21 protein-coding genes are annotated in these 24,180 nt (G+C 69.3%); 7 read left to right on the top strand and 14 right to left on the bottom strand.

Annotated elements, in window-relative coordinates; genetic code table 11:
• Positions 1–133: 133 nt before the first annotated feature.
• Together acs and KGD87_RS01955 are read right to left on the bottom strand one after the other, a co-directional pair.
• Positions 134–2,089, bottom strand: a complete 1,956-nt coding sequence (gene acs, locus KGD87_RS01960) for an acetate--CoA ligase (protein ID WP_284665879.1) — start codon at positions 2,087–2,089, stop codon at positions 134–136.
• A gap of 55 nt (positions 2,090–2,144) precedes the next feature.
• Entirely contained in the window at positions 2,145–2,639 is a 495-nt protein-coding gene (locus KGD87_RS01955; protein WP_284668752.1) for a hypothetical protein, read from the bottom strand.
• A gap of 61 nt (positions 2,640–2,700) precedes the next feature.
• On the opposite strand from KGD87_RS01955, the gene KGD87_RS01950 reads away from it, so the two are divergent.
• The 4 genes from KGD87_RS01950 to KGD87_RS01935 all read left to right on the top strand — a co-directional run bounded on the left by KGD87_RS01950 (position 2,701) and on the right by KGD87_RS01935 (position 6,681).
• Positions 2,701–3,123, top strand: coding sequence for an NUDIX domain-containing protein (locus tag KGD87_RS01950; RefSeq protein ID WP_284665878.1), 423 nt, complete (start codon positions 2,701–2,703; stop codon positions 3,121–3,123).
• Between the two features lie 15 nt (positions 3,124–3,138).
• On the top strand, positions 3,139–4,269 hold the full coding sequence (locus KGD87_RS01945) for a M50 family metallopeptidase (RefSeq protein WP_284665877.1): 1,131 nt from the start codon (positions 3,139–3,141) through the stop codon (positions 4,267–4,269).
• A 297-nt stretch (positions 4,270–4,566) separates the two neighbouring features.
• Entirely contained in the window at positions 4,567–5,829 is a 1,263-nt protein-coding gene (gene cml / locus KGD87_RS01940) for a CmlA/FloR family chloramphenicol efflux MFS transporter (RefSeq protein WP_284665876.1), read from the top strand.
• A gap of 168 nt (positions 5,830–5,997) precedes the next feature.
• Positions 5,998–6,681 (top strand): hypothetical protein, encoded by a 684-nt coding sequence (locus tag KGD87_RS01935; RefSeq protein WP_284665875.1) that lies wholly within the window; start codon positions 5,998–6,000, stop codon positions 6,679–6,681.
• Between the two features lie 9 nt (positions 6,682–6,690).
• On the opposite strand, the gene moaD is transcribed toward KGD87_RS01935, so the two are convergent.
• From moaD to KGD87_RS01880, 11 genes are all read right to left on the bottom strand, one after another.
• Positions 6,691–7,353: a molybdopterin converting factor subunit 1 gene (moaD, locus tag KGD87_RS01930; protein ID WP_284668751.1), complete on the bottom strand. Its 663-nt coding sequence runs from the start codon at positions 7,351–7,353 to the stop codon at positions 6,691–6,693.
• 26 nt (positions 7,354–7,379) lie between these two features.
• Positions 7,380–9,212: a PKD domain-containing protein gene (locus KGD87_RS01925; protein ID WP_284665874.1), complete on the bottom strand. Its 1,833-nt coding sequence runs from the start codon at positions 9,210–9,212 to the stop codon at positions 7,380–7,382.
• 7 nt (positions 9,213–9,219) lie between these two features.
• A complete protein-coding gene (locus KGD87_RS01920; RefSeq protein WP_284665873.1) occupies positions 9,220–9,948 on the bottom strand; it encodes an MXAN_2562 family outer membrane beta-barrel protein in 729 nt (242 codons plus the stop codon).
• On the bottom strand, positions 9,945–10,859 hold the full coding sequence (locus tag KGD87_RS01915) for an MXAN_2561 family MXYO-CTERM-anchored protein (protein WP_284665872.1): 915 nt from the start codon (positions 10,857–10,859) through the stop codon (positions 9,945–9,947). Before KGD87_RS01915 ends, KGD87_RS01920 begins: the two co-directional genes overlap by 4 nt.
• Positions 10,860–10,984: 125 nt before the next feature.
• Entirely contained in the window at positions 10,985–12,019 is a 1,035-nt protein-coding gene (locus tag KGD87_RS01910) for an aspartate-semialdehyde dehydrogenase (RefSeq protein WP_284665871.1), read from the bottom strand.
• 52 nt (positions 12,020–12,071) lie between these two features.
• Complete coding sequence (gene tsaB, locus KGD87_RS01905; protein WP_284665870.1) at positions 12,072–12,809, bottom strand: tRNA (adenosine(37)-N6)-threonylcarbamoyltransferase complex dimerization subunit type 1 TsaB; 738 nt, start codon at positions 12,807–12,809, stop codon at positions 12,072–12,074.
• A gap of 11 nt (positions 12,810–12,820) precedes the next feature.
• Positions 12,821–13,324, bottom strand: coding sequence for a septal ring lytic transglycosylase RlpA family protein (locus KGD87_RS01900; RefSeq protein WP_284665869.1), 504 nt, complete (start codon positions 13,322–13,324; stop codon positions 12,821–12,823).
• Between the two features lie 7 nt (positions 13,325–13,331).
• On the bottom strand, positions 13,332–14,963 hold the full coding sequence (gene rseP / locus KGD87_RS01895; RefSeq protein ID WP_284665868.1) for an RIP metalloprotease RseP: 1,632 nt from the start codon (positions 14,961–14,963) through the stop codon (positions 13,332–13,334).
• Positions 14,964–15,047: 84 nt separating this feature from the next.
• Positions 15,048–15,878 carry a phosphatidate cytidylyltransferase gene (locus KGD87_RS01890; RefSeq protein WP_284665867.1) on the bottom strand — a complete coding sequence of 277 codons (831 nt, stop codon included), beginning with the start codon at positions 15,876–15,878 and terminating at the stop codon, positions 15,048–15,050.
• Positions 15,875–16,666, bottom strand: a complete 792-nt coding sequence (gene uppS, locus KGD87_RS01885) for an undecaprenyl pyrophosphate synthase (protein WP_284665866.1) — start codon at positions 16,664–16,666, stop codon at positions 15,875–15,877. Before uppS ends, KGD87_RS01890 begins: the two co-directional genes overlap by 4 nt.
• A gap of 165 nt (positions 16,667–16,831) precedes the next feature.
• Positions 16,832–17,785 carry an SDR family oxidoreductase gene (locus tag KGD87_RS01880; RefSeq protein ID WP_284665865.1) on the bottom strand — a complete coding sequence of 318 codons (954 nt, stop codon included), beginning with the start codon at positions 17,783–17,785 and terminating at the stop codon, positions 16,832–16,834.
• A gap of 126 nt (positions 17,786–17,911) precedes the next feature.
• On the opposite strand from KGD87_RS01880, the gene KGD87_RS01875 reads away from it, so the two are divergent.
• From KGD87_RS01875 to KGD87_RS01865, 3 genes are read left to right on the top strand one after another with little or no spacing between them, the layout of a single operon-like run.
• Positions 17,912–18,889 (top strand): helix-turn-helix transcriptional regulator, encoded by a 978-nt coding sequence (locus tag KGD87_RS01875; RefSeq protein ID WP_284665864.1) that lies wholly within the window; start codon positions 17,912–17,914, stop codon positions 18,887–18,889.
• Positions 18,870–19,829: a tetratricopeptide repeat protein gene (locus KGD87_RS01870; protein WP_284665863.1), complete on the top strand. Its 960-nt coding sequence runs from the start codon at positions 18,870–18,872 to the stop codon at positions 19,827–19,829. The genes KGD87_RS01875 and KGD87_RS01870 overlap by 20 nt, the downstream gene beginning before the upstream one ends.
• Positions 19,826–21,946 (top strand): putative metal-binding motif-containing protein, encoded by a 2,121-nt coding sequence (locus KGD87_RS01865; protein WP_284665862.1) that lies wholly within the window; start codon positions 19,826–19,828, stop codon positions 21,944–21,946. Before KGD87_RS01870 ends, KGD87_RS01865 begins: the two co-directional genes overlap by 4 nt.
• A gap of 51 nt (positions 21,947–21,997) precedes the next feature.
• On the opposite strand, the gene KGD87_RS01860 is transcribed toward KGD87_RS01865, so the two are convergent.
• The gene (locus KGD87_RS01860; protein WP_284665861.1) at positions 21,998–24,061 is read right to left on the bottom strand and encodes a protein kinase domain-containing protein; all 2,064 of its coding nucleotides are present in this window, start codon (positions 24,059–24,061) and stop codon (positions 21,998–22,000) included.
• Between the last annotated feature and the right edge of the window lie 119 nt (positions 24,062–24,180).

Below are 24,180 nucleotides of genomic sequence, written 5' to 3'. Positions count from 1 at the left end.
GTAGGCTGAAACAAGCGCTAGGCACCCAGACAGTCACGCATTTCCAGACGGAAAAACAATGAATCCTGCTTTTTCACCCCAGGACAGAGGGGACTTTTGACGCCCCCTGCCCTGGAGTGCGAGCAAGTGTCCGTCAGTCGTCGTTCTGCCGCAGCGCGGCCAGGACGTTGAGGTCTTCCAGGGTGGTGGTGTCGCCGGAGGCCTGCTTGCCCGCGGCCACGTCACGCAGCAGCCGGCGCATGATCTTCCCCGAGCGCGTCTTCGGCAGCGCCTCCGCGAAGCGGATTTCATCCGGCCGGGCGATGGCGCCAATCTCGCGGCTGACGTGGGCGGCCAGCGTCTTCTTCAGCGCGTCGGACGGCGTGTTGCCCTGCTTCAGGGTGACGAAGGCCACCAGCGCGGTGCCCTTCAAGTCATCCGGACGGCCCACCACGGCGGCCTCGGCGACGGTGGCATGCGCCACCAGCGCGCTCTCCACCTCGGCGGTGCCCAGGCGGTGGCCGGCGACGTTGACCACGTCATCCACGCGGCCCATCAACCAGAGGTAGCCGTCCGCATCCGTGCGGGCGCCGTCACCGGTGAAGTACATGCCGGGCAGCTCGTTGAAGTACGTGCGCACGTAGCGGTCCGGGTCGCCGTACACGGTGCGCAGCATGGAGGGCCAGGGGCGCGTGATGAAGAGCAGCCCGCCCTGCCCTCGCGGCACCTTGTTGCCCTCGCGGTCCAGGATTTCCGCGTGGATGCCGGGCAGCGGCAGCGTGGCCGAGCCAGGCTTCGTCGGCGTGGCGCCCGGGAGCGGCGACACCATGATGCCGCCCGTCTCCGTCTGCCACCACGTGTCCACCACGGGGCAGCGGCCCCCGCCGATGACGTCGCGGTACCACATCCACGCCTCGGGGTTGATGGGCTCTCCCACGCTGCCCAGCAGCCGCAGCGAGGACAGGTCATGCTTGCGCACCGGCTCCTCGCCCAGGCGCATGAAGGCGCGGATGGCGGTGGGCGCGGTGTAGAGGATGGTGGCCTTGTACCGCGCGATGATGTCCCAGAAGCGGTCCGGCCCCGGCTGGGTGGGCGCGCCCTCGTAGAGGACGGTGGTGACGCCGTTCATCAGCGGCCCGTAGACGACGTAGGAGTGGCCCGTCACCCAGCCCACGTCGGCGGTGCACCAGTAGACGTCGTCTTCGCGCAGGTCGAACACCCAGCGCATGGTGAGCGACGTGTTCACCGCGTAGCCGCCCGTGGTGTGCAGCACGCCCTTGGGCTTCCCGGTGGAGCCCGACGTGTAGAGGATGAACAGCGGGTGCTCGCTCTCCACCCACTCCGGTTCACATTCCGCGGACTGTCCGCTGACCAGCGCGTCCCACGCCACCAGCTTGGGCCCGGACAGCGCCAGCGTGCTGCCCGTGCGGCGGAGCACCACCACCTTCTCCATGGTGGGCATGTTCGGCAGCGCGGCCTCCACGTTCGTCAGGAGCGGCACCACCGCGCCCTTGCGCCAGCCGCCGTCCGCGGTGAGCAGCACCTTCGCGCCCGCGTCGTTCATCCGCTCCTGGAGCGCCTCCGCGGAGAAGCCTCCGAACACCACCGAGTGCACCGCGCCGATGCGAGCGCACGCCAGCATGGCCACCGCGGCCTCGGGCACCATGGGCAGGTAGATGCCCACCCGGTCGCCCTTCCGGACGCCCAGCGACTTGAGCGCGTTGGAAAGCTTGTTCACCTCGGTGGACAGCTCGCCGTACGTGAGGGCGCGGCGGTCGCCGGGCTCGCCCTCGAAGAGGATGGCGGGCTTGTCCTTGCGGGTGGCCAGGTGCCGGTCCAGACAGTTGTAGGCCAGGTTCGTCTTGCCCTCGACGAACCACCGCGCGTGCGGCGGCTTCCAGTCGAGCACCGTCTGGAAGGGCTCCTTCCAGTACAGCTCCTCGCGGGCGCGGTCGCCCCAGTACCTGTCCGGGTCCTTCGCGGCTTCGTCCCAGAGCTGCTGGTACTGCGCCATGCTCCGGATGTGCGCGCGCCGGGCGAACGCCTCTGGCGGCGCAAAGACGCGTGCTTCCGTCAGGACCGAGTGAATCTCATGCTTCGAATCCGCCATGCGTTCCTCCAGCGTGGACAATGCCACCCTGTTCTAGGAACCCAGGGTGCGCGTCTCAACCCTCCGTGTCACAGCGCTTCGATTCCTTGACGGCCTCGTAGCGCAGCCACATCTCGCAGACGCATTCGTCGGGGCGGCGCGTGTCGTAGCGGACCCGCAGCACGCCGTTGAACTGCGTTTCGCACTGCGTCGTGCCGTCGATGTGGATGTTGATCTGATCCAACAGGCACTCCTGGCCGTTCACCTCGGCTGCGGCCTTGACCACGCTCCCGTCGATGGAGAAGTGCTCACCGTCCTCCAGGAAATAGCCCACGAGGTGGCTGTCCAGGAACCCGAAGTCCAGGCGGACGACGCGCCCGCTGATCTGCAGGGTGCCGTAGAGCTGGCCGCGGTTGGTCTCCAGCAGCCCGCAGTCGTCGCGGAGCACCTCGACGGGCTCGAAGACGTAATCACCCGGCTCCTGGGCGCGGGGCAGGCAGCCCGCCAGGCACGCCAGGAGCAGACCGGAGAGGACGAGGCGATGGCGTCTCGGAGTCGACACGGCGCGCACCATACCCCACGGCCCGCATCTAGGAAGTGCGAGCGTGACGGCAGCGGGTAGACTGGGGGTCATGCCCGAATACCGCAACCCCAAGCCCACCGTGGACTGCATCATCGAGCTGCCCGGTGAACGCCTCGTCCTCATCCGGCGCGCGAATCCGCCTGTCGGCTGGGCCCTGCCGGGTGGCTTCGTGGACGAGGGCGAGCCGCTCGACGTCGCCGCCGTGCGCGAGGTCCTGGAAGAGACGGGCCTTCACGTGAAGCTGTCGGAGCAGTTCTTCACGTACTCGGACCCCCGGAGGGATCCGCGGCAGCACAACATCTCCACCGTCTACATCGGCTCGGCCGAAGGTGAACCGAAGGGCGCCGACGACGCGGCCGAAGCCCGCGCCTTCCGCGTGGATGACCTGCCGAAGGACCTGTGCTTCGACCACGACACCATCCTGTCCGACTACGTGACGTACAAGCGGACCGGTCAGCGGCGGAAGCTCTAGGAGCGGCGCGGGAGGATGCACTACGCGCTCGTCCTGCTCGCCCTGGGAGGCCTGCTGACCCTCCACGAGCTGGGGCACCTCGTCGCCGCGCGGCTGCTCGGTGTGCGGGTGCCCCGCTTCGTGTTCGGTTTTGGTCCCCCGCTGGTGTCCTTCCGGCTGTGGGGGACGCAGTACGTGGTGGCGGCGGTGCCCCTGGGCGCCACGGCGCACCTGCAGGGGATGAACCCGCACCGCGCGGACGCGGACGAGGCGGCGGGCTTCGCGGCGCGAGGGCCGCTGCTGCGCATCCTCATCATCCTGGCGGGGCCGCTGGCCAACTATGCGCTCGCGCTGGGCGTCCTGTTCGCGCTGTACACGTCGGGCACGCACGTGGTGGTGCCGCTGACGGTGGGGACGGTGCAGCCGGGCTCGGAGGCGGCGCGGGCGCAGCTGCTGCCAGGGGACCGCATCGTCAAGGTCGCGGAGCAGCCGCTGCGGAGCTGGTCGGAGTTCGTGGAGAAGGTGGGCGCGGCGCCGGGCGTCCCGCTGGAGCTGGACGTGGAGCGCGGCGGTGATGCGCGCTCGGTGGTGGTGCGGCCCCGGCGGGATGAGCGCGGCACGGGCCGCATCGGGGTGAGCCAGCAGTACGTCTACAAGGCGCACAGCGCGGGTGAGGCGCTGAGCCATTCGTTCACGCACACCGGCAAGGTGGCCGCGGAAGGCGTGGCGCTGTTGAACCGGATGATGCGGCACGGGCTGGAGAGCGCGGACGCGGCGAGCCCCGGAGCGCTGGTGCGGCAGGAGTCCGCGGATGCGATGGCGTCCGGGACGGATGCCCTGCTGCGGACCCTGGTGGCCGCGTCGGTGGTGCTGGCGCTGTTGACGTTGCTGCCCGTGCCCGGGCTGGATGGTGGCCGCGTGGTGCTGCTCCTCGTCGAGGCGGCGAGCGGCCGACGGATTCCCCCTCGCGTGGAGACGGTGGCGCAGACGGTGGGGTTCCTGGGAATCGCCGTGGCCGTGGTGTTGATGGCGACCGCGGAGATTCGGCGCGCGTTGCCGGCGCGGCTCGGCCTGGAGGACTCGCCGGCCCAGGATGCGGGCACGGGCGCTGGCACGAACGCGCCCCCTGACGCCGGCGCTACCGGGACAGCCGACGCGGGGCCATAGACAACACCCGGCTCTGCCCTCGGCGCCACCCTGCTGGAGCCCACGCACCGCGCGCGGCACCTGCTGTCAGGAAATCTCGACGTCGTCGTCCCGTCCGGTCACGGCGGACGCGGTTCCAGTCCTGTCGTGATTGCGACACCCAGCCCCGACCTTCGAGCGCGGACGCGCCGCATGGGAGCCAGCGAGATGGGAAGCACCGAATCCGCAGATGAGTGAGCCGCGGCGACACGTCAACCGTTGCCGCGGCCCTCTGCTCCAGCGCATCCCCGTACCCGTGGAGAGGCAGAGCGCCGCCAGATGTTCCTCATTTGTGCGGATGCAATCGTGCCTGACTTCAAATCCCCGTCTTGGAACCACTCCGTGCCAGCAGCGCTGTTGCTGATGGCTCCGTTCGACCTCCTGGCCTCACTGGCCATGGACATCTACCTGCCTGTCGTTCCGGCGATGCCCGGAATCCTCAACACCTCCCCCGCCATCGTCCAGCTCACCTTGAGCCTGTACCTGGCGGTGCTCGGGCTCGGGCAGATGGTGTTCGGCCCGGTCTCCGACCGCATCGGCCGGCGACCCGTGCTGCTGACAGGCGCCCTCCTGTTCGCGGCCGCATCCTTCCTGCTCGCGGGAACCTCGGAGGCCGCGCTGTTCGTCGGCCTCCGGCTCCTCCAGGCCGTGGGGGCCTCCGCGGCCCTCGTCGCCACGTTCGCGACGGTCCGCGATGTCTATGCGGAGCGCCCCGAGAGCGCGACCCTCTACAGCCTGTTCAGCGCCATGCTGGCCTTCGTCCCCGCGCTCGGCCCCATCGCGGGGGCGCTGCTCATGCAGCACTTGGGATGGCGAGCCATCTTCATCACGCTCGGCATCCTGGCGACGGCGGCGCTGCTGCAAGCCCTGCCGCGGTGGCATGAGTCGCGCCCGGCCCAGGGCCCCCAGCCGCGGCCCGCGCTCCGGCACATCCTGCGCAGCGCCACGTTCTGGACGTACACCCTGGGCTTCAGCGCGGCCATGGGCGCCTTCTTCGTGTTCTTCTCCACGGCGCCCCGGGTGCTCATCGGTCAGGCCGGCTTCTCCGAGCTCGGGTTCAGTCTGGCCTTCGCCACCGCCGCGCTCGCGATGATTCTGACGACCCGCTTCGCGAAGCGCTTCGTGGCGAGCTGGGGACTGGCGGGAAGCCTCACGCGAGGCATGGGACTGTTGCTGCTGGGCGCGGGGCTCCTGACGGCCGGGCAGCTCCTGGCGACACCGTCATTCTGGACGTTCGTCGCGCCGATGTGGCTCATCTCGGCGGGCATCGTGTTCTCCGTGTCCGTCACCGCCAATGGCGCACTCCAGGCCTTTGGTGATGTGGCGGGAACGGCGGTCGCGCTCTACTTCTGCATCCAGAGCCTCATCGTCGGCGTCCTCGGCACGCTGATGATCGTCCTGCTGGACGGCGACACGGCGTGGCCACTGGTGGGATACGCGGCCTTGATGGCAGGGGTGACGTTGACGGCGCTTCAGCGCCTCCGGAGCCGTCAAGGCGTCCTGACGGAAGTCGCGCTGGCGGAAAGCTCCGGCGAGACCTAGCAGACGTCCCCAAACCGCGCCGCGGGGCCCTGCTCCCGCGGCGCGGCGGGGGTTTCCGCCTCTCCCTCCTGGGACGGAACCCAGCCCGCCGCCCGGCTGTCCAGGGACCCACCGGGCGTCGGCCGTCTTTCGGAAGACGTCTCCTGGTCGATGAAGGAGCCGCGAGCCATGCAAGGCCCTATGCTTCCCCCCGCGATGAACACCAAGGCAGGCGGTGGAATCTTCTGTGAGCTGTACTGGGGCGACAATCTGTCCGAGGCGTGGAGCTACGGGCCGGAGCATTCGAATGTCCACGCCGCCCCGGATGAGACGGCGCCGCTGCCGCTCTACGGCTTCACCCTGCCCGAAGAGCCGTTCCTGCTCGCCGAGCGCACCGCGCAGGGCTGGCGCATCCACCTGCCGCCCGCTGCCCGTGCCGAGCGCGCCATCAAAGGCGACGCCTTCGCCGCCGTGCCGAAGACGGACCTGCACCAGCAGGACGGGCGCACCACGGTGGAGCTCGCGGAGGGCATGACGCTCCGCCTCTCGGAAGGCCAGCTCTCGCTGCGCATCCAGGGCTCCGTCGTGAAGGAGCAGGTCAACCGGCTCCAGTGGAAGGACTTCGGCTGGCTCATCATCGTGAGCATGCTCTTCCTCAGCCTCCCGGTGGGCTTCCTCATCGCGGGCCCCACGCCCCAGCGCATGGAGGAATCCAAGGTCCGCGCCATGAAGATGGCCGCCGACAAGGAAGCCGAGCGCCGCAAGGCCATGGGCCTGGACACGCCCCTGCGTCCGCTCACGGAGGAAGAGCTCGGCACGCAGCCCGACGGCGGTGACGGCGTCACGGTCCCCGCCTTCCTGCGCGTCCGCTGAGCTGGCGCTTCAGGGCCCCAGGCCGACCCAGACCTCCCCATCCTCGAAGAACTCCTTCTTCCAGATGGGGACGTCCTGCTTGAGCCGCTCGATGGCGTACTCGCAGCCACCGAACGCCTCCTTCCGGTGCGGCGACGCCGCGGCGATGACGACGGCCAGCTCGCCGGGCACCAGCGTCCCCACGCGGTGGATGATGGACAGGCGCACACCGGGAAACCGCTCCGCGGCCTCCGCGCCAATCTCCGCCAGCTTCTTCTCCGCCATGGGCGCGTAGGCCTCGTACTCCAAGCGCAACACGCGCCGGCCCTTCGTCTGGTTGCGCACGGAGCCGCTGAACGTCACCAGCCCGCCGTACGCCTCTCCGCTGACGGCCTCCACCACCTCTTCCAGCCGCAGGGGCCGGTCCACCACCTGGAACTTCCCAGGTGCGCCTCCCGCCACGGGAGGAATCAGCGCCACCTCCGCCCCATCGCGCACCGGGGCATCTGGCCCGACGAACTCCTGGTCCACCGCCACGCGAAGGTGTGGCAGGAGTGGCGCCAGCGCCGCGTACCTGGCGGTCAGCAGCTGCAACACGTCCCGTACCTGCGCGCCTTCGGGTACGTCCAGGGACTCACGGGCCTGCCCGGTGCGCTCGCGAGCCGCGGCGAAGTAGAGGACGGTGACGCGCACGCTCCCGGCTTCCGCCGTGCCGCCGCTCAACGTGAGGCCTCCTGCGCCGCGCGCAGGGACAGGCGCCCCTTGAGCCGGCCACCGCCCTCCACCGGGCTGAAGTCGAGGAAGCCCGAGTCCAGCGGCGTAATCCGGTCCAGCAGCGCCCCCGAGAGCGCCTTCGTCGCCCCCAGCAACGGCCCCGGCACGCCGGGCACCTTCTCCGCCGCGCGCAGGTCCGCGCGCAGCCGGCCCAGATCCACCATCACCGACACGTGGCCCGAGCTGAAGGCCTCGCCGCCGAAGCGCTCCCGCAGCTCGGCGCCCACGTCTCCGCGAGGACGCCCCTGCAGCAGCTCCCCCGCCAGCAGGCTGGCACGCTCGGGCGTGATTCGCAGCTCCACCGGCTGCTCCCGAAGCCGCGTCCGGAAGAGCGTGCCATTCGCCTCCTGCTGCGTCGTGTAGCGCAGCACGGAATCCTCCAACTGCTGCTGCACGAGCGCCCGCACGGGCTCCGACGCCGTCAGCCCCGCTTCGACCACGATGGAGCCCTTGAGGTCGGGCCGCTTGTTCCGGATGAAGTTGCGGAAGAAGGCCGGGATGTCGAAGTACGCGCGCAGCACCACGTCGCCGCGCAGCGCCTCGAGCAACGCCTCCACGTCCAGTCCTTCACGACGCCAGGACGCCACCATTCGCTCGCGGCGCTCGGAGCCCGGCGCGCCGAACGCCAGCCGAGCCAGCTCCTCGGGCGGCACGGAAATCTGCGCCGCGGCGATGGGCCCCAGCTCCGCGTCCTTCAGCAACGCCGACGCGGGCGCGCGGGCGCCCTGGAACAGCGGCGTCGACGAGGCCAGGAACCCATCCAGGTCCAACCGCTCTGGCTTCACCGCCAGCGACGCGGCGAAGCCCCGAATCGGGTGGGTGCCTTCTTCATCAGGCGTCACACCGGGCTGCTGCCCGGAGAAGAGATACACGCTGCCGTTCGCCACCTTCCCTCGCAGCTCGGTCAGCAGCGCATCCTCGGAGATGCCCGGCCCCGCGAGGCTCCGCACCGCCTGGCGTGCCACCTCCGCGTCGGGGATGGCCAGCACCTGCGCCTGCTGCGGCTCGCCTTCGTCGGGCTCCTCCAGCCCCTCCGGCACGGCGAGATAGAGGTAGCCCCGGTCCTCGAAGAGCAACATCGGGGGGCCACCAGACGCGGGCTCCACGATGACGGAGCCGTCCGGCTGCGGCATCGGGCCGTGCCCCGCCCGCTCCAGCTCGTTGGCGACGGCCTTCAGGGCCGCCTCCGGCTCCGTGATGCCCAGCAGCGTCACGACGCCGTCGAACTCCGGGAGCAGGAAGAAGCCGAAGCCCTCGTCGGGGTCCACCACCGTCCCGGTGCCGTCCTCCAGGTCCGCGAAGAGCAGCGGCAGCAGCGGAGAGGACTCCACGGCTCGCCGCGCATTCTCCGGCCCCACGAGGCGCGCATAGAAGTCCATCAACAGGTCCACATGGCCACGCAGCTCGGGCAGCCACATGACGGTGCGCGCGCTGGAGGGCACCGCGCGCAGCACCGGCCGAGGCACCACCGTCAACTGGACGCGGCCGACCTCTTCTCCCTCGTGCAGGGCGCGCACGGTATAGGCGCCTGCCCGGGAGAAGGCGTGGGACACCCACGGCGCCGTCTGGGCGTCGCTGCCGTCACCGAAGTCCCAGGTGACGGTGGTGGCGTCCTCGCGCTGCGAGCCGAGGTCGACCGGCACGCCCGCTTCCACCGTCCGGTCCTGCCCCAGGTCCGGCCGCACCACGCGGCGGCAGCCGGAGGCCCAGGGGCCCACGGCGACCGTCAGCAAGAGGAGCGCGACAAGAGACCCAGGGCGGCGCGGATTGAGCGGCATGAGCCGCTTAGTAATCCAGCGCCAGTCCGAACATCCAGCGCCGGTTCGACAGGTTCAGCCCCGCGCCGCCGAAGTTGTCCACATCCGCATAGGTGTACTCGGCGAAGAAGTAGCTGTGGTTGACGCCCAGGTCGGAGTCGAAGTCGCGCGCGAAGCGCGGCTCCAGCACGTCCAGCAGGAAGGCGATGCCACCCGTCGCGCCCCAGCCCCAACGGCCGCCCGAGCCCCGGTTCCCATCCACCACCTCGGTGCCGGCGCCCTTGGTAATCCACCACGGCGTGTAGATGAGCCCCAGCTTGCCGTAGGGCACCAGCGGGATGCCCCACTCGAAGGCGGCGTAGTCGAACTTGTAGAAGACGTTGAAGGCCAGGGGCACCAGGCGCAGCGCCGTGCGCTCCGCCGCGAGCGCGCCCGTGGCAAGCCGCGCCGTGCCGTACTTCTCGCCGTAGCCAGCGGAGAAGCCCACGCCCGCCGTGCCTACGCCTTGGTAGAAGTACCGCTGGAGCTCCACCTCGAACGTCAGCAGCGACTCGCCGCCGAAGTAGTCCTCGTACGGCGTGCCATTGAGGCCAGGCTCTTCATCGATGAGGGGCTTGTAGCCACCCATGCGGAATTGAATACCGCCCGTACGTGGCGAGCGCAGCGAGACTTCCTCCTCCACCACTACCGTGTTCTGCCCCCACGCGGGCAGCGCGGCGAGCAACGCCACGACCCCCAGGGCCGATGCCCGACTCATGACCGCTTCCTCCTCGACGACAACCAGATTCCCAGGGACGCCAGCAACGCGCATCCCGTGATGCCTCCGCCCGCCGCGGCGCAACCACCCGTCTCGGCACCGCCAGCACCGAGGTATCCGCCGTAGAAACCCTCGCTCGCGATGGGCGTCCCCAACGTCACGGCGGAAGGCTCGCTCCGGTTGCCCGCCGCATCAATGGCAATCGCCCGCACGGCGTACTCCACACCGTTCTCGAGCCCATCCATGCGGAAGACCGTGTTCGCCACGGCCTGCACCTTCGAGTTCACCACTTCGCCCGTGCCTACCCCACCGTCCTCACCGCCAACGAGCGAGAGCACCTCCACCACCATCGACGCCGAATCGCTGGGAACCGTCACGGTGGCGCTGAGCGCGCCGTCCAGGCCCGTCACCGCGGGAGCGGAGGGCGCGGAGGGGGGCTCCGGGTCATACACGAGGTCGATGGCTGGCGTGCCCACCGAGCTGACCGTGTCCGCGCACGTCTGGTTGCCGATAACGTCAACAGTCACACGCGGGGTGGAGGCGCAGAGCCGAAAGGTCGTGGTCGCGGTCTGCGACTCACAGGTATCTCCCCCCGCCTCCAGCGCCGCGCTCGCGCGCAGCGTCAGCGTTCCCGTGGTGGTAGTGGTATCTCCAGCAGCGACCTGCTGGAGCAACAGGTCCGCCCCCGCGGGAGCGCGCGTACAGGCGCCGTCACTGGAAAGCCAGAAGTACAGCGTCTCGCAAAGCAGACCCGTCCGGCTCCAGGTCACGGTGCGTTCCGCCGTGCAGTCCGCCTGGGAGACGACGATGCGATTGTTCTGGAGGATGTTTGGCGAGGCCGTGAACGTCACGGTCTGCTGCCCCAGGGCAGTCGACGCGAAGAGCAAGAGGCCAACGAGAATGAGGCGCATGGGTACGCCCAGGCTAGCAAGCGGGAGGCCACATGAAACGCATTCTCGTCCGCTGGGCATCACTCCGGGACGGCCGCCCCGCCGCGCCAAACAGGCAGGACGGCTCCGGAGGCTTTGCCAATTTGTCAGGCGGGGCGCTCGGCCAGGCGGAGCCCGGCCTCCACCAGGTTGAGGGCGGCACCCCGGCTGGCGTTGTCCACGGAGGCGAACAGCGTCACCCACTCCGGGGCCTGGGGGAATGCGCGCACCCGGCCCACATGGACCGCCGGGTCGGACGTGACGAGCATGGGCATGGGGTACACGCGCTCGCCCGGCACATCCAGCACCTTCAGGACGCCGGACGTCTTGAGGGCCGCGCGCACCTGCTCCACCGGGCCCGGCTTCTTGAGTTGCACGTTGAGGGTGAGGCCGTGGCCGTAGAACGTCGGCACCTGCACCGCCGTCCCGGCGATGACGGGCACGTCCCCCCTGGACGAGAACAGCCGGGCCGCCTCCAGCGTCCAGCCGCCCTCCTCCTCCGTCCAGGGTGAATTCACCATGAAGCCGCCCACCTGGGGCACCAGGTTGAAGCCCACGCGGTGGGGGAAGGCGTGCGGCTCCGGCTCGCGGCCCGACAGCAGGTCCGCCGTCTGCTTCTCCAGCTCCGCCACCCCGCGCACACCCGCGCTGGACGCCGCCATCAGCGCCGTCACCTGCGCGCGCGCCACGCCGAAGGCCTTCCGCAGCGGCTCCACCACGTGCACCGCGGCGGTCGTCACGGCCCCTGGCAGACACACGATGCGGCCCTTGAAGGTGAAGCCCGCGCCCAGCACGTCCGTGTTGAAGCCCGGCAGCACCAGGGGGACGTTGCCGTCACCCCGGAAGGCATTGCTGGCGTCCACCACCCACGCGCCCGCCGCCTGCGCGGCCGGAGCCAGCTTGCGAGACGCCTCGGCCGGCGTGGCCAGCAGCACCAGCTTCACGCCCCGGAAGGCGTCCGGCGTCGCCTGCTCCACCTCGAGCGAGTCCTCGCCGTACTCCACCTCCAGGCCCTTGGAGCGCTCGGAGCCGAAGGCGCGCACCTGTTCGGCGGGCACATCCTGCGCGTACAGCGCGGCGAGCACCTCGCGGCCCACCACGCCCGTCGCGCCCACCACGCCAATCGTCAAGTCGTCTCTCATGGCGCGTCCTTTACGCCACCGGAGGCCGGGAGCGCGAGCACCACGAGGCGGCTCAGTCTTCCTTCAACCGCGCGGTGGGCGCCGGCCCGGGCAGCGGCGGGAACTTCGGGTTGCGCTCCGGCTCAGAGGCCCGCACGTAGTGCGGCTCCATGGCGAAGAGCGCCTCCAGCGTCTGCGCCTCCGGGAAGCGCGCCAGCGCCGCCAGCGCCACCGCCGACGGGAAGGTCGGCGCCGCCAGCAGCCGGTGCGGCGCCACCCCGTGCGACTCCAGGGCGGCGCGGTAGTCCACCAGCGCGGGCCCCAGCGCCACGGCCCGGGGCTCGGCGGCCATGCGCGCGGCCACCTCCGCGGGTGACATGGCCGTCTCCGGCTCCAGGGGCTCCACCGTCCCGCCCCGGCGCACGTAGGCCCCCAAGTACAGGTCGTCCCTGCGCGCCACCGCCAGGCAGTACAGCGGCACGTTTTCGGGGCCCTCCAGCGCCACGGCCGCCAGCGACGAGGCCCCGGCCACCTTCAGCTTCGTCGCGTAGGCCAGCGACTTCGCCGTCGCCAGGCCGATGCGCAGCCCCGTGAAGGAACCCGGCCCCAGCCCCACCACCAGCCCCTCCAGGGCGGGCAGCGTGGCGCCATGGCGTTCCAGCAGCTCCCCGACGATGCCGGGCAGCAGCTCGCTCTGCTTCCGCGGCGGACCCACCACCACGTGCTCCAGCGTGCGCAGCGCGCCATCGGGCGCTCGCTCCACCAGGGCCAGCGACAACGTCAACGTCGAGGTGTCCAGCGAGAGAAACATGGGACGGCTCACTACACCGGCGCGGCCCACATTGCCTGCGGAATCTCCGACACCCGGTCCTCGCAGCGGTACAGCCGGACGCGCACCACGCCCTTGTCCAGCATGCCCAGCTTCCGGGCGGCGCCCTTGGACACGTCCACGATGCGCCCGTCGATGAAGGGGCCCCGGTCATTCACCCGCACCTTCACCGCGCGCCCGTTCTCCATGTTCACCACGCGCAGGCACGAGCCGAAGCGCAGCTTTCGGTGCGCGGCCGTCATCGCCTCCTGGTCGAAGCGCTCCCCGCTCGCGGTGGGCCGCCCGTGCAGGCCGGGGCCGTAGAACGAGGCCAGCCCTTCGCCCAGGTACGAGCGCGGCATCTGCCCGCGCCGCGTCACCCCGGGCGAGCCACCGCGGGACTTCGGCGACTTCGACGGGCGGGCGGCGTCCTCCGCCGGGTCGGGCCTGGCCGCGCGCGAGGCGCACGCGGAGGTGAAACCCAGGCAGAGCAGTCCGGCAACGGCGAGTCCTCGCATGCGTCCTCTAGCGGGTGATGTCGTTGGTCACGGCCAACAGCATCAGCAGGACGAGCAGCGCGAGCCCCACCATGTTGGCCACCTCGCGGACGCGAACAGGGATGGGGCGGCGGCGAATTCCCTCCCAGGCGGCGGAGAGCAGGTGGAAGCCGTCCAGCACGGGGATGGGCAGCAGGTTCATCACCCCCAGGTTGATGGAGATGAGCGCCATCAGGTGGAGGAAGCTGTCCAGGCCCTGCTCGGCGCTCTTGGACGCCAGCTGGTACATCATGATGGGGCCGCCCACGGTGTTCATCGGCACCGAGCCCACCAGCAGCCCGCCGAGGACCCGCACCATCTGCCCGACAATCTTCGGGACGATGAGCGCGGCCTGCTTCAGCGCGGCGCCCGGCCCCAGGTGCACCGTCACCTCGTCCAGCACCGGCATGTCCGCCGCGGAGAGCACCCAGTTGCGCACGCCCAGGACGATGGGCGCGCTCGCCGTGCCCAGCTCGTCCTCCGTCTTCAGCGGCGCCTGCGCCAGCGTCTCCGTGCGCTCGCCGTCCGCGCCCCGCCACGTCAGTTGGAAGGAGCGCTCCTTCAGGGCGTTCAGCTTCGAGGAGAACTTGACGAAGGACTCCGGCTTCTCGCCATCCAGGGCGATGATGCGGTCTCCGGGCCGCAGGCCACCCTTCTCCGCCGCGCTCCCCGGCGCCACGGTGGCCAGGTACAGGTCGGACGTCTCCGCGCCCACCGTCGCCAGCCCCACGCCCGGCTGCTTCGGCACGGTGAGCTTCAGCACGGAAGCCGCCCGCCCCGTCACGGCGCCCGCCGCCACGGAGTCCATGCGCCGGAGGGTGAGCTCCAGGGGCGTGCCCTCCGCGTGCTTGTCCAGCTCCTGCTGGAAGCGCGCTTCCGTCTCCACGCTCACGCCGTTGACGGCCAGGATGCGGTCGAAGGTCCGCAGCCCGGCCTGCTCCGCCACCGAACCCGGCGGCACGCCGACGATGGGCGGCTTCGACACGGCCTCTACGCCAATGGAGCCGCGCTCCACCGTGTCGATGGGGGACGTCTCCACGTTCTTCGTGGGCGTCACATCCACCGTCAGCTTCTGGCCGTTGCGCTCCAGGACGATGGGGACGGGCCGCTCGAAGCGGCCGACGAACGCCTCCCGCATGTCATTGAACGTGCGCACCGGCTCGCCATCCACGGACAGGATGCGATCTCCGGGGCGGATGCCGGCGGCCACCGCGGGCATGCCCTCGCTCACCGTCCCCACGTAGGTGGAGGTGGCCTGGTGCGGGCCCAGGAAGACGAAGAAATAGACGAGGATGGGGAAGATGAGGTTGAAGGCCGGCCCCGCCAGGACGATGAGGCCGCGCTTCCACGGTGGCTGCGCCAGGAAGCCCCGGCTGGCCTCCTCCGGGCTGAGCTCCTCGTGGGGCATGTCCCCCGCCATCTTCACGTAGCCGCCCAGCGGCAGCAGGGCAATCTGGTACTCCGTCTCGCCCTTGGTGAAGCCGATCAGCTTGGGTCCGAAGCCAATGGAGAACTTCAGGACCTTCACACCACAGGCCTTCGCCACCAGGAAGTGGCCAAGCTCGTGCACCGTGACGAGCACGCCGAGCAGAATGACGAAGAACCCGATGTTTTGGAGCATGGGCGCAACAGTAATCGTGGGCGCCCAGGCGGACAACGCGCAACCGGGCCCGCCGAGCAGACGGGCAACCGGAAGGGGCGGTCCCTAGGGCAGCAGGCCCCGGATGAACTGCACGTAGACGAACACCAGGGGCGCGTTGAACAGGAGCGCGTCGATGCGATCCAACACGCCACCATGTCCGGGGATGAGGAAGCCCGAGTCCTTCACCCCGTAGGCCCGCTTGAGCATGGACTCACACAGGTCGCCCACCGGCCCCAGGATGCCACCCGCGATGCCCAGCAGCACGCAGTCCCACGCCGTGAACACGGGGAAGAAGAACTGCTGGGCAATGAACATCCCGCCCACCGAGCCCAGCATGCCCCCGAAGAAGCCCTCCCACGTCTTGTTGGGGCTCACCTCCGGGTAGAGCTTGTGCTTCCCCATGAACCGCCCGAAGAAATAGGCGGCGGTGTCATTGGCCCAGGTGATGACCAGCGCGCAGATGACCCAGGCCATGCCGTCATCAGGCAACAGGCGCAGCGCGGACATGGCCGTGAGACCCACCGCGCCGTACAGGAAGCCGTTGACCAGGTGCGCCGTGCGGGTGGGCGCCTCCGCCAGCGGGCCCTTGAAGAGGTGGTAGATCCACGCGAAGAACGCGAAGACAATGGTGAGCCAGAAGGCCGTCTCGCCCGTGCGCGCCGCGTCCCGCAGCGGCAGGAACGGCAGCACCGCGGCGAAGGCCATCCCGACCCAGGAGGCCACCGTCAGGCGCTTCTGGACGATGAGGTAGTACTCACCCACGCACGCGGCGGCGGCGGCGCCCAGCAGGGCCGCGCTCCAGTAACCACCGAGGAACAGCAGCAGGAGGACCAGCGGCAGCAGTGTCACCGCGGAGACGACGCGGATGACGAGGTTTCGGTTCTTGTCGTTCACGCCTTGGCCTGCTGAGGAGCGTCCTCCCGCTGCACCTGAGCGGACGTGAGGCCGAAGCGGCGCTCACGCTGCTGGTACTGCGACACGCAGCGGAGGAACTCGTCAGTACGGAAGTCCGGCCACAAGGCGTCGGTGAAGCACATCTCCGCGTACGCCATCTGCCAGAGCAGGAAGTTGGACACGCGCAGCTCGCCGCTGGTCCTCACCATCAGGTCCAGCGGGGGCAGCCCCTGCGTCCAGAGGAACTGCTCGAAGTCGCTCTCCTCCACCCGCCCCGCCGCCAGCTCTCCACGCTCCACGGCCTCGGCCAGCCGCCGCGCCGCGTGGAGGATCTCCTCTCGCCCGCCGTAGGACAACGCCAGCGACAGCACCATGCCGGTGTTGTGCGCGGAGTCGGCCCGGAGCCGATCCAACGGGTCGCGCACGTAGCGCGGCAGCCGGTCCACGTCTCCAATGGCGTTGAGGCGGATGCCGTTGTCCAGGATTTCGGCGCGCTCGCGCTCCAGGTACTCCCGGAGCAGGTCCATCAACCCGGCGACCTCTTCCGCCGGACGCGCCCAGTTCTGCGACGAGAACGCATAGAGCGTCAGCGCCTGGATGCCCAGGCGGCGCGCGGTGCGCGTCACTTCACGCACGCTCGACGTCGCCTCCCGGTGCCCCTCCAGCCGGGGCAACCCTCGGGACTCCGCCCATCGCCCGTTGCCGTCCATGATGATGCCCACGTGGCGCGGCATCGGCCGGGCCTTGACGGCTTGTTCCAGGGTGGAAATCACTGAGGGGCGGTCCATGAAGCCGCGCACCCTAGCGATGCCGCCGCGCGCCGTCCACGGGCGCGTGCCCCAACCGTCACGGTCGGCCCCTGACCGGTCGCCCGGTGGCGGTGGGTGGCCGCTCCACGTCAGAGGGGCTACCTGATGTAGGCCGAAGTGGGCAACCGTTCGCTGGAGAACCCTTCAGCCCAGCGGCCAATCCGGGCTCGCCAGCTCCATGGGGCCGTCGCGCCAGGACGTGTAGGCGTCCTCGTCCGCGACCCGGTACGGCTTGCCGAAGGCGCGCGCGAAATAGTCGCCCCAGTGCGGCTGGGAGCCGTCCGCGTCGGTGAAGCCGTACTCGCGGGCCAGGGCCCAGGAGCTGAAGACACGGCCGGCCTTGGCGCCCACGTTTGAATCGGCCGCGAGCGCCGCCACCGCCCGGCCCACGTAGGCTGGGCTCTCCGAGGCGATGAAGTGCGGATCCTTCGCCGCGCCGTCGCGCCAGTTCTCCTCCGTCACGCCGAAGTTCTCCAGCATCTCCTCGGAGCGGAGGAAGCCGGGCGTCAGCGCCAGCGCGGTGACGTTCGTGCGGCGCAGCTCCCGGGACATCCCGAAGGCGAGCCGGATGACGGACAGCTTCACCAGGTCGTACCAGAGGTTGCCGCGGTAGCCGAACGAGTCCCCGTCCGTGATTTCGACGAGGAGCCCCCGCTCGCCGCTTAGCATGAGCGGCACGGCGTGGCGGCTGGTGAGCAGGTGCGTGAAGACGGCGCGCTCGAACATCTGCTGCCCCTTCGCGGCGGACTGTTTCCAGAACGCCGGGCCGAACTCGGTGAGTCCGTCGCCGCCCCAGATGTCGTTCACCAGGATGTCGAGCCGCCCCTGCTCCCGCTGGATGCGCGCGCACAGCGCTTCGACCTCCGCTTCGACGGAGTGGTCCACGCGGACGGCGATGCCCCGGCCGCCCCTGGCGTCGACGAGCTCGGCCGCCTCTTCAATGGTCTCCGGACGCGAGCCCGTCGCGGGCCGGCCGCGCACGCTGCGCCCGGTGCAGTACACGGTGGCGCCTGCCTCTCCCAGCATGGTGGCGATGCCGCGCCCCGCGCCTCGGGTGGCTCCCGCGACCAGGGCGATGCGTCCTTCGAGTGGCTTCATGGCTGGCACTCCTCCAGGCCCACGGACGGCCGTGGACCGCTGTGGGTTCGTGTTCGCAGCCTGGCGAGGAAATCATGACATCTTGTGTCATGATTCCTCGCGTAGACTTCGCTTCGGAACCTGCCCATGCGCGCCGACCGACTCGTCAGCTTGACCCTGCTCCTCCAGACGCGCCCGAAGATGACGGCGGGCGAGCTGGCACGGGAGCTCCAGGTCTCCGAACGGACCATCCACCGGGACCTCGACGCGCTGTCCGGCGCGGGCGTGCCCGTGTACGCCACCCGAGGCGCAGCGGGAGGCGTGTCGTTGATGGAAGGCTGGCGCACCCAACTCACGGGCTTCACGCGAACGGAGCTGCACGCGCTGGCGGCCGTGGCGGCACCGGGGGCCTTGGATGACCTGGGGCTGACGTCGGCGCTGCGTTCGGGGCTGGTGAAGCTGGCGGCCTCCCTGCCCGCGCTCCAGCAACCCGCGTTGGAGTACGCGCGCCAGCGGCTTCATGTGGATGCGTCGTCGTGGTTTCCGGAGCGCGAGGCCGTGCCCCATCTGGCGACGCTGCGTGATGCCGTCTGGCAGGACCGCCGCGTGTCCCTGACGTACCGGGACTTCGAGGGCAAGCCGAGCCGCAAGGTGGTGGACCCGTATGCGCTCGTCATCAAGGCGGACCGTTGGTACCTCGTCGCGCGCACGGGCGAGGAGGAACCGCGTGTGTATCGAGGCTCGCGCGTGGAGGGGGCGCGGATGCGCCCGGAGACCTTCGTCCGGCCGGCGCGCTTCGACCTGCCGGCATTTTGGAAGGCGTGGTGCTCACGCTTCGCGGAGAAGCGCGCGACGTACGAAGTCACGCTGCGCTTGACGCCGGAGGCGCTGGAGGCGCTGCGGAGGATTCGGCCGGCAGCGGATGGAGCACGGCTGGACGCCGCGCCGCTCGCGGCGGATGGACGCAAGACGGTGGTCGTGGACTTCGAGCGCGAAGCGATTGCCTTGGGTCAGCTCTGCGACGTCAGCACAGGCTTTGAGGTGCTCGCTCCGGATGCGCTGCGGACGAGGTTCCTGGCGCTGGCGACGGGCATCCTCGACGCGCATGGAGGTGCCGCTCCTTGACGCATTGCCACACCGCGGCAACAGGACGGACACCCGCGCGCGGCAATTCGCGCACCCTTTCCTAGACAGCAGAATGACCGTGGTAGCTTTTCTATTCATGGAAAGCTCCATTCTCAAGAAAGCAGCGCTCCTGATATGGGTGCTGAGCTACACGCTGCTGCTACCAGGACTGGCGCTCGGGCAAACCGTGACGGCAAAAGCCGCGCAAGCCAGCTCGCGCGACTCCTCATTTCGCACGCGGCTGAAGGCGGCAGCGCAGCTCTATGAAGAACTCGAGTACGAGCAGGCGCTGAAGACGCTCACCCAAGCCAAGGCACTGGCCACGACGGACGACGAACGGGCAGACGCCGCGATGTACGAGGCCATCGTCCTCGCCGACCTTGGGAAGCGGTCACAATCCCTGCGAGCCTTCCATGAGGCCCTGTCACTTCAGCCGGACTCACAGCTCCCCGTCAGGGTCTCTCCGAAGGTGGCTCGGGACTTCGAGGACGTCCGCCAGAAGCTTCAAGGCGAGCGCGTGGCTTCGGCCCCCGTCGAGCAGCGGAACCCTTCGCAGGACCGCCCTGTCCTCGCCTCCGAGGAAAATGCGTCGGCCGTCGCAGCACCTGCGCCAACCGCGTCTCTCAGCGCCAGCGCCGAGCCAGACCTCATGACGCATGAGCCAAGGGACCTCCGCATCCGTCCCCTTCCCGTGGCCTTGCTTGGAGCCGGGGTGCTCGCGGGTGGCCTCGGGAGCTACTTCGGCCTGCGCTCCCGGAGCGACATCCAGAGCGCGCGAGACACCTTTGAGGTCGATGAGCAGATGGGGCATCTGGACGCGGCGCGCGGCAAGGCGCTCGGCGCCAACATCCTGTTCGGTGTCGCGGCGACGGCGGCGGCGGGCGCGGTCATCACCTACTTCCTGGGTGACGAAGCCACGGTCCTGCGGGAGGCGCGATGAACCGCATCATTCTGGCGTGCCTGGCTCTGTCCGGCATGGCCTGCACCGTGCCCAGCCTGGACGAGTTGCACCCGTGCGACGTCCAGGGCCTCATGGGCGGCTCCGTTGACGCGGTCCTGGGTGACAAGCCGACGTGCAACGCCATCACCGTGACGGTCGACTACTCGGGGTTCATGCCAGGCTGCGTGCTCGTCAGTGCCCGAGACGAGGCCAGTGGGAAGGAGTTCACCGCCACGCTCGCTGGCACGGGCGGCGCTCACCGTGTCGCGGTGTTTGCGTCGAGCGACCGGGAGGCCTCCGTCAATGTGGAGGCACGTGCATTTGAGCAGACCTGCGACGCGACGCCCGTGGTGACGCGTTCGACGAGCGCGACGCCCACGACGGGACGGGCCGCGCCAGTCGCGCTCTCACTTCAAGCAACGGACGCGGACGGCGATGGGTACGTCTCCCTGCTCACGGGCGGCACGGACTGCAACGACAACAACTTGAGCATCCACCCGGGCGCACCCGAGCTTTGCAACGACGTCGACGACAACTGCAACGGCCAGTCGGACACGGTGGAACTGCGCCTGGGCCAGGACTGCTCGGAGGCAGCGGGATGCGAAGGAGTTCGGGCGTGCGGCGAAGATGATGCCGTCATCTGCGACATGCCGATGGCCGTCTATGCCTACCCCGACGTGGACCAGGACGGACACGGCGACCGGAACGCCGCTCCCGTCGCCTTCTGCGCCGGTATCGAGCCGGGCTATGTCACGGGCCCCGCGGACGACTGCAACGACAACAACGCCAGCATCCGGCCGGGCGCAACGGAACGCTGCAACGGCGTCGACGACAACTGCAACAATCGGATTGACGAGGCGTTCTCCGACCTCGGCACGGCGTGCACCGCAGCGGGTCCGTGCCCCGGTGTCTACGTCTGTGACGCAACCGGCATCACCACCTCCTGCCAGGCCACGACGCCTCCCAGCAACTGGTACCTGGACGACGACGGGGATGGATTTGGTGATGGCATAGCCTTGTCGTCCTGCTTTTCTCCTGGGAAGGACTACGTCAGCACCGATGGCGACTGCAACGACGGCAACCCGTTCACATATCCGGGTGCGCCGGAACTATGCGACGGTTTGGACAACAACTGTGACGGGAATCCCGAAGGCCCTGATGCGTGCCCAGGCGGAAGTGGAAACTGGGTGGCACGGACCGTGGGCGCGACTGTTCAGGACTGGCGCTCCATCTTCACGGAAGTTCCAGGCGATGTGACTGTTGTGGGCACCCAAGGAAGCACCGCGGTGCTTACACCGAGGACCACGACATTCCAGACCAACGCAGCAAACTGTGGCGACAGCAACAGGGGATGGAACGCTGTCTGGGCGGACATGGCAAACCAGGGCCGCGCTTACACTGGCTCCTCGGGAGGCAACCTCAGCTTTCTAGATAGGTCCCAGAATGCCTGCACCGAAACGCACAACATGGGCCGGTGGGTGCAGGGACTCATTGGCTTCCGACATGAAGGCACTTTGCAGATTCATGGTGTCACTTCAAATTCCGGCACAATCAACCAGGGATTGACGTTTATTTGGAATGGGAATCCGGTGCCAGGTGCATTGACTTTCGGATCTGTACCAGTCGCCCCGCTACACGACATCCACGGTCGCCCCCCTTCAACGCTGTTCGCGGTTGGAGGCTTCGATAGTGGCCCCGAACGGGGCCGAGCCTACCGATTCAGCAACGTCAACCAGCAATGGCAATCAGAGCTGGTTCAGGACACCATTCCAGGACTGGGGCCGCTTCGCGGAGTCTGGGTCGTAAACGACAAGACCGCCTTCGCAGTGGGCGACTTCATGAACGGGCAGAACTCTGTCCTCCAGTGGAATGGCAGCGCCTGGAGCAGGATGTCCTTCCCCAACACGCACAACGAGTCACTGACCTCCGTCGTCGCATTCGGCGCCAGGTCCGTCTACGTCACCGCCCTCAACGGCCGCATCTACCGGTACGACGGCACGGGGTGGCAGATCGTCTTCGAGAACACGAGCCTCCGCTTCAACGACATTGCTGGCACCAGTCCCGCGGACATCTGGGTGGCAGGCAATGCGGGCCAGATTCTCCACTGGCCCCAGTGAGACTCCCCGCCACCGAGGCCACACATCAGGTGGCCTCGGTGCGGCCCCGTCTCACTCCGCTTCGAGGTTCAGCTTGAACACATTGGGCTGACCGGCCCTCACATCCACGGTCCGGGTCACGTCCTTGCCCAGTTCCTTGTTGACCAGCCGGACGGTGTGTCGCCCCACAGGCACCTCAACCGCGGGGAACGGCGTCTGCCCCAGGACCTTCCCGTCCAACGACACCACAGCATACGGACGGACGCGGAACTCCAGGCGTCCCTTTGCGACAGGCGCCACCTTCTGAACCGGCGCCTTTTCACGGACCCGCGACGGGCTCGGCACCCGGTCCTCGGTCGCCTTCACGGGCTCACGCTTCGCGACGACAGCGCCGTCTTCCTTGGAAACAGTCCCGCTGTTCCCAGGAGGAGCATCCTGCACAGCAGGAGGTCCTGCTTCGGGCATGTTGGCATCCCGTGCAACCTGCGGCTCCTTCGACGCCACAGGAGCGTCCGTTGACACCTGCGGCACGCCCCTGCCGCCTTGGCTCGGAGTCGCAGGCTCGCTCGGCAACTGCGTGAGCGGCGGCGGATTCACATGAACCGGTGACACTTCTGAATCACCACCACGCATCAAGGTGACAGCGCCCCCCACCGACAAAGCGACCACGGCCCCCACGATGACGGCAATCCGCCCTCCCGACCGCCCTGCAGGCACCGCCGCGACATACTCCGTGCTCCGCGTGTGCACCGCGTCGTCCGCGTCCACGGGAGCAACCGGCGTCGGTAAAGCGTCTGCTGGCGGCAGCGCCGAGACAGCCGCCATCGCCACCGCGTCATCGTCACGCGCATGCGGCGCCTGGACCTTCGCCCCCGAGCCCCGGGACGTTTCCCTTGGCCGGGACGCCCCATGCGCTGGCGCATCCGCCCGGCGCGCGGGCGTCTTCACGACCACCGGGTAGGACTGAAGGGTGTCCTGCTGCGGCGAGGAGCGCAGCTCCAGTTCCCGCACCACGTCACCGATGGCAACCGGCATGGGCGTCGTCGGAGACGTCGAATCCGCCGCAGCGACCTCCAGGGGCGCCACGAGCGACCGAGGCATGGGCGTCGTCGGCGAGGTCGAATCCACCGGCGCCTCCACTGACGAGCGCCGCGCATCTGGCTTCGACTGCGGCGCCACGGAGCCTCGACTTGCCCCCTGCGACGGCGTCATCGCCGGGGCCGCGGCCACCTCCGGCACCCACTGCGCGATGCGCTGGGCAATCTGGTACGCGCCCACCGGCTCGCCAGTCGACAACACGAACCGCTCCAGGTCGTCCTGCAACGCCCGGCAGTCCGGGTACCGCCGCTCCCGGTCCTTCGCCAGCGCCTTGTCGAGCACCTGCTGCAACGCCACCGGCAGGTCCGGCCGCCGCTGCGACACCGGGATGAACGACTCGAACAGAATCGCCTGCATCACGCTCACGTCCGTCGTCGCATCGAACGGACGCTTCCCCGTGAGCAGCTCGTACAGCACCACCCCGAGCGCGTAGACATCCACCCGCCGGTCCATGGCCTTCGCCTGGAGCTGCTCGGGCGGCATGTACGCCACCTTGCCCTTCACCACGCCCGTAAGCGTCCGGTGCCCCTGCCCCGCCACCTTCGCGATGCCGAAGTCCACCACCTTCACCGCGCCCTGCCGCGACACCAGGATGTTGTCCGGACTCACGTCGCGGTGAATCAACCCCAGCGGCTCGCCCGTCTCCACGTCACGGAACTCGTGCGCGTACGCCAGGCCCTCCGCCGCGGCCGCCACCACCTTCGCGCAGAAGGCGGGCGGCAGCGCCTCCTCCGCGGCCCGCTTCACCAACTTGCGCAGGTTCGGCCCGTCGATGAACTCCATCGCCAGGAAGAAGCTGCCCTCGGCCTCACCGAAGTCGAAAATCTGCACGATGTTCGGGTGCTCGAGCTGCGCCGCCAGCCGCGCCTCGCCCAGGAACATCTCCACGAAGGCCGGGTCCTCCGCCAGATGCGGGAGGATGCGCTTGAGCACGAGCGTCTTCTCGAAGCCACGCGGCCCCGCGGCCTTCGCCAGGAAGACCTCCGCCATGCCGCCTGACGCAAGCTTTCGCACCAGCTGGTACTTCCCGATTTGCATTGACTCGGGTTCTCCCAGGTTTGTCGGAAAAGTAAAACCACTTGCCGCCGGTTCTGCCGGGCGCCGAGCAATCCGGCGCTGCCAACGTTGACCCTGACGTGACGTGGTCCGTAGGATTT

This window comes from Myxococcus sp. SDU36, assembly GCF_030168875.1.
Taxonomy (GTDB): Bacteria; Myxococcota; Myxococcia; order Myxococcales; family Myxococcaceae; genus Myxococcus; species Myxococcus vastator.
Note: the sequence above shows the minus strand (reverse complement) of the source record. Positions and strands in the feature narration are given on the sequence as shown.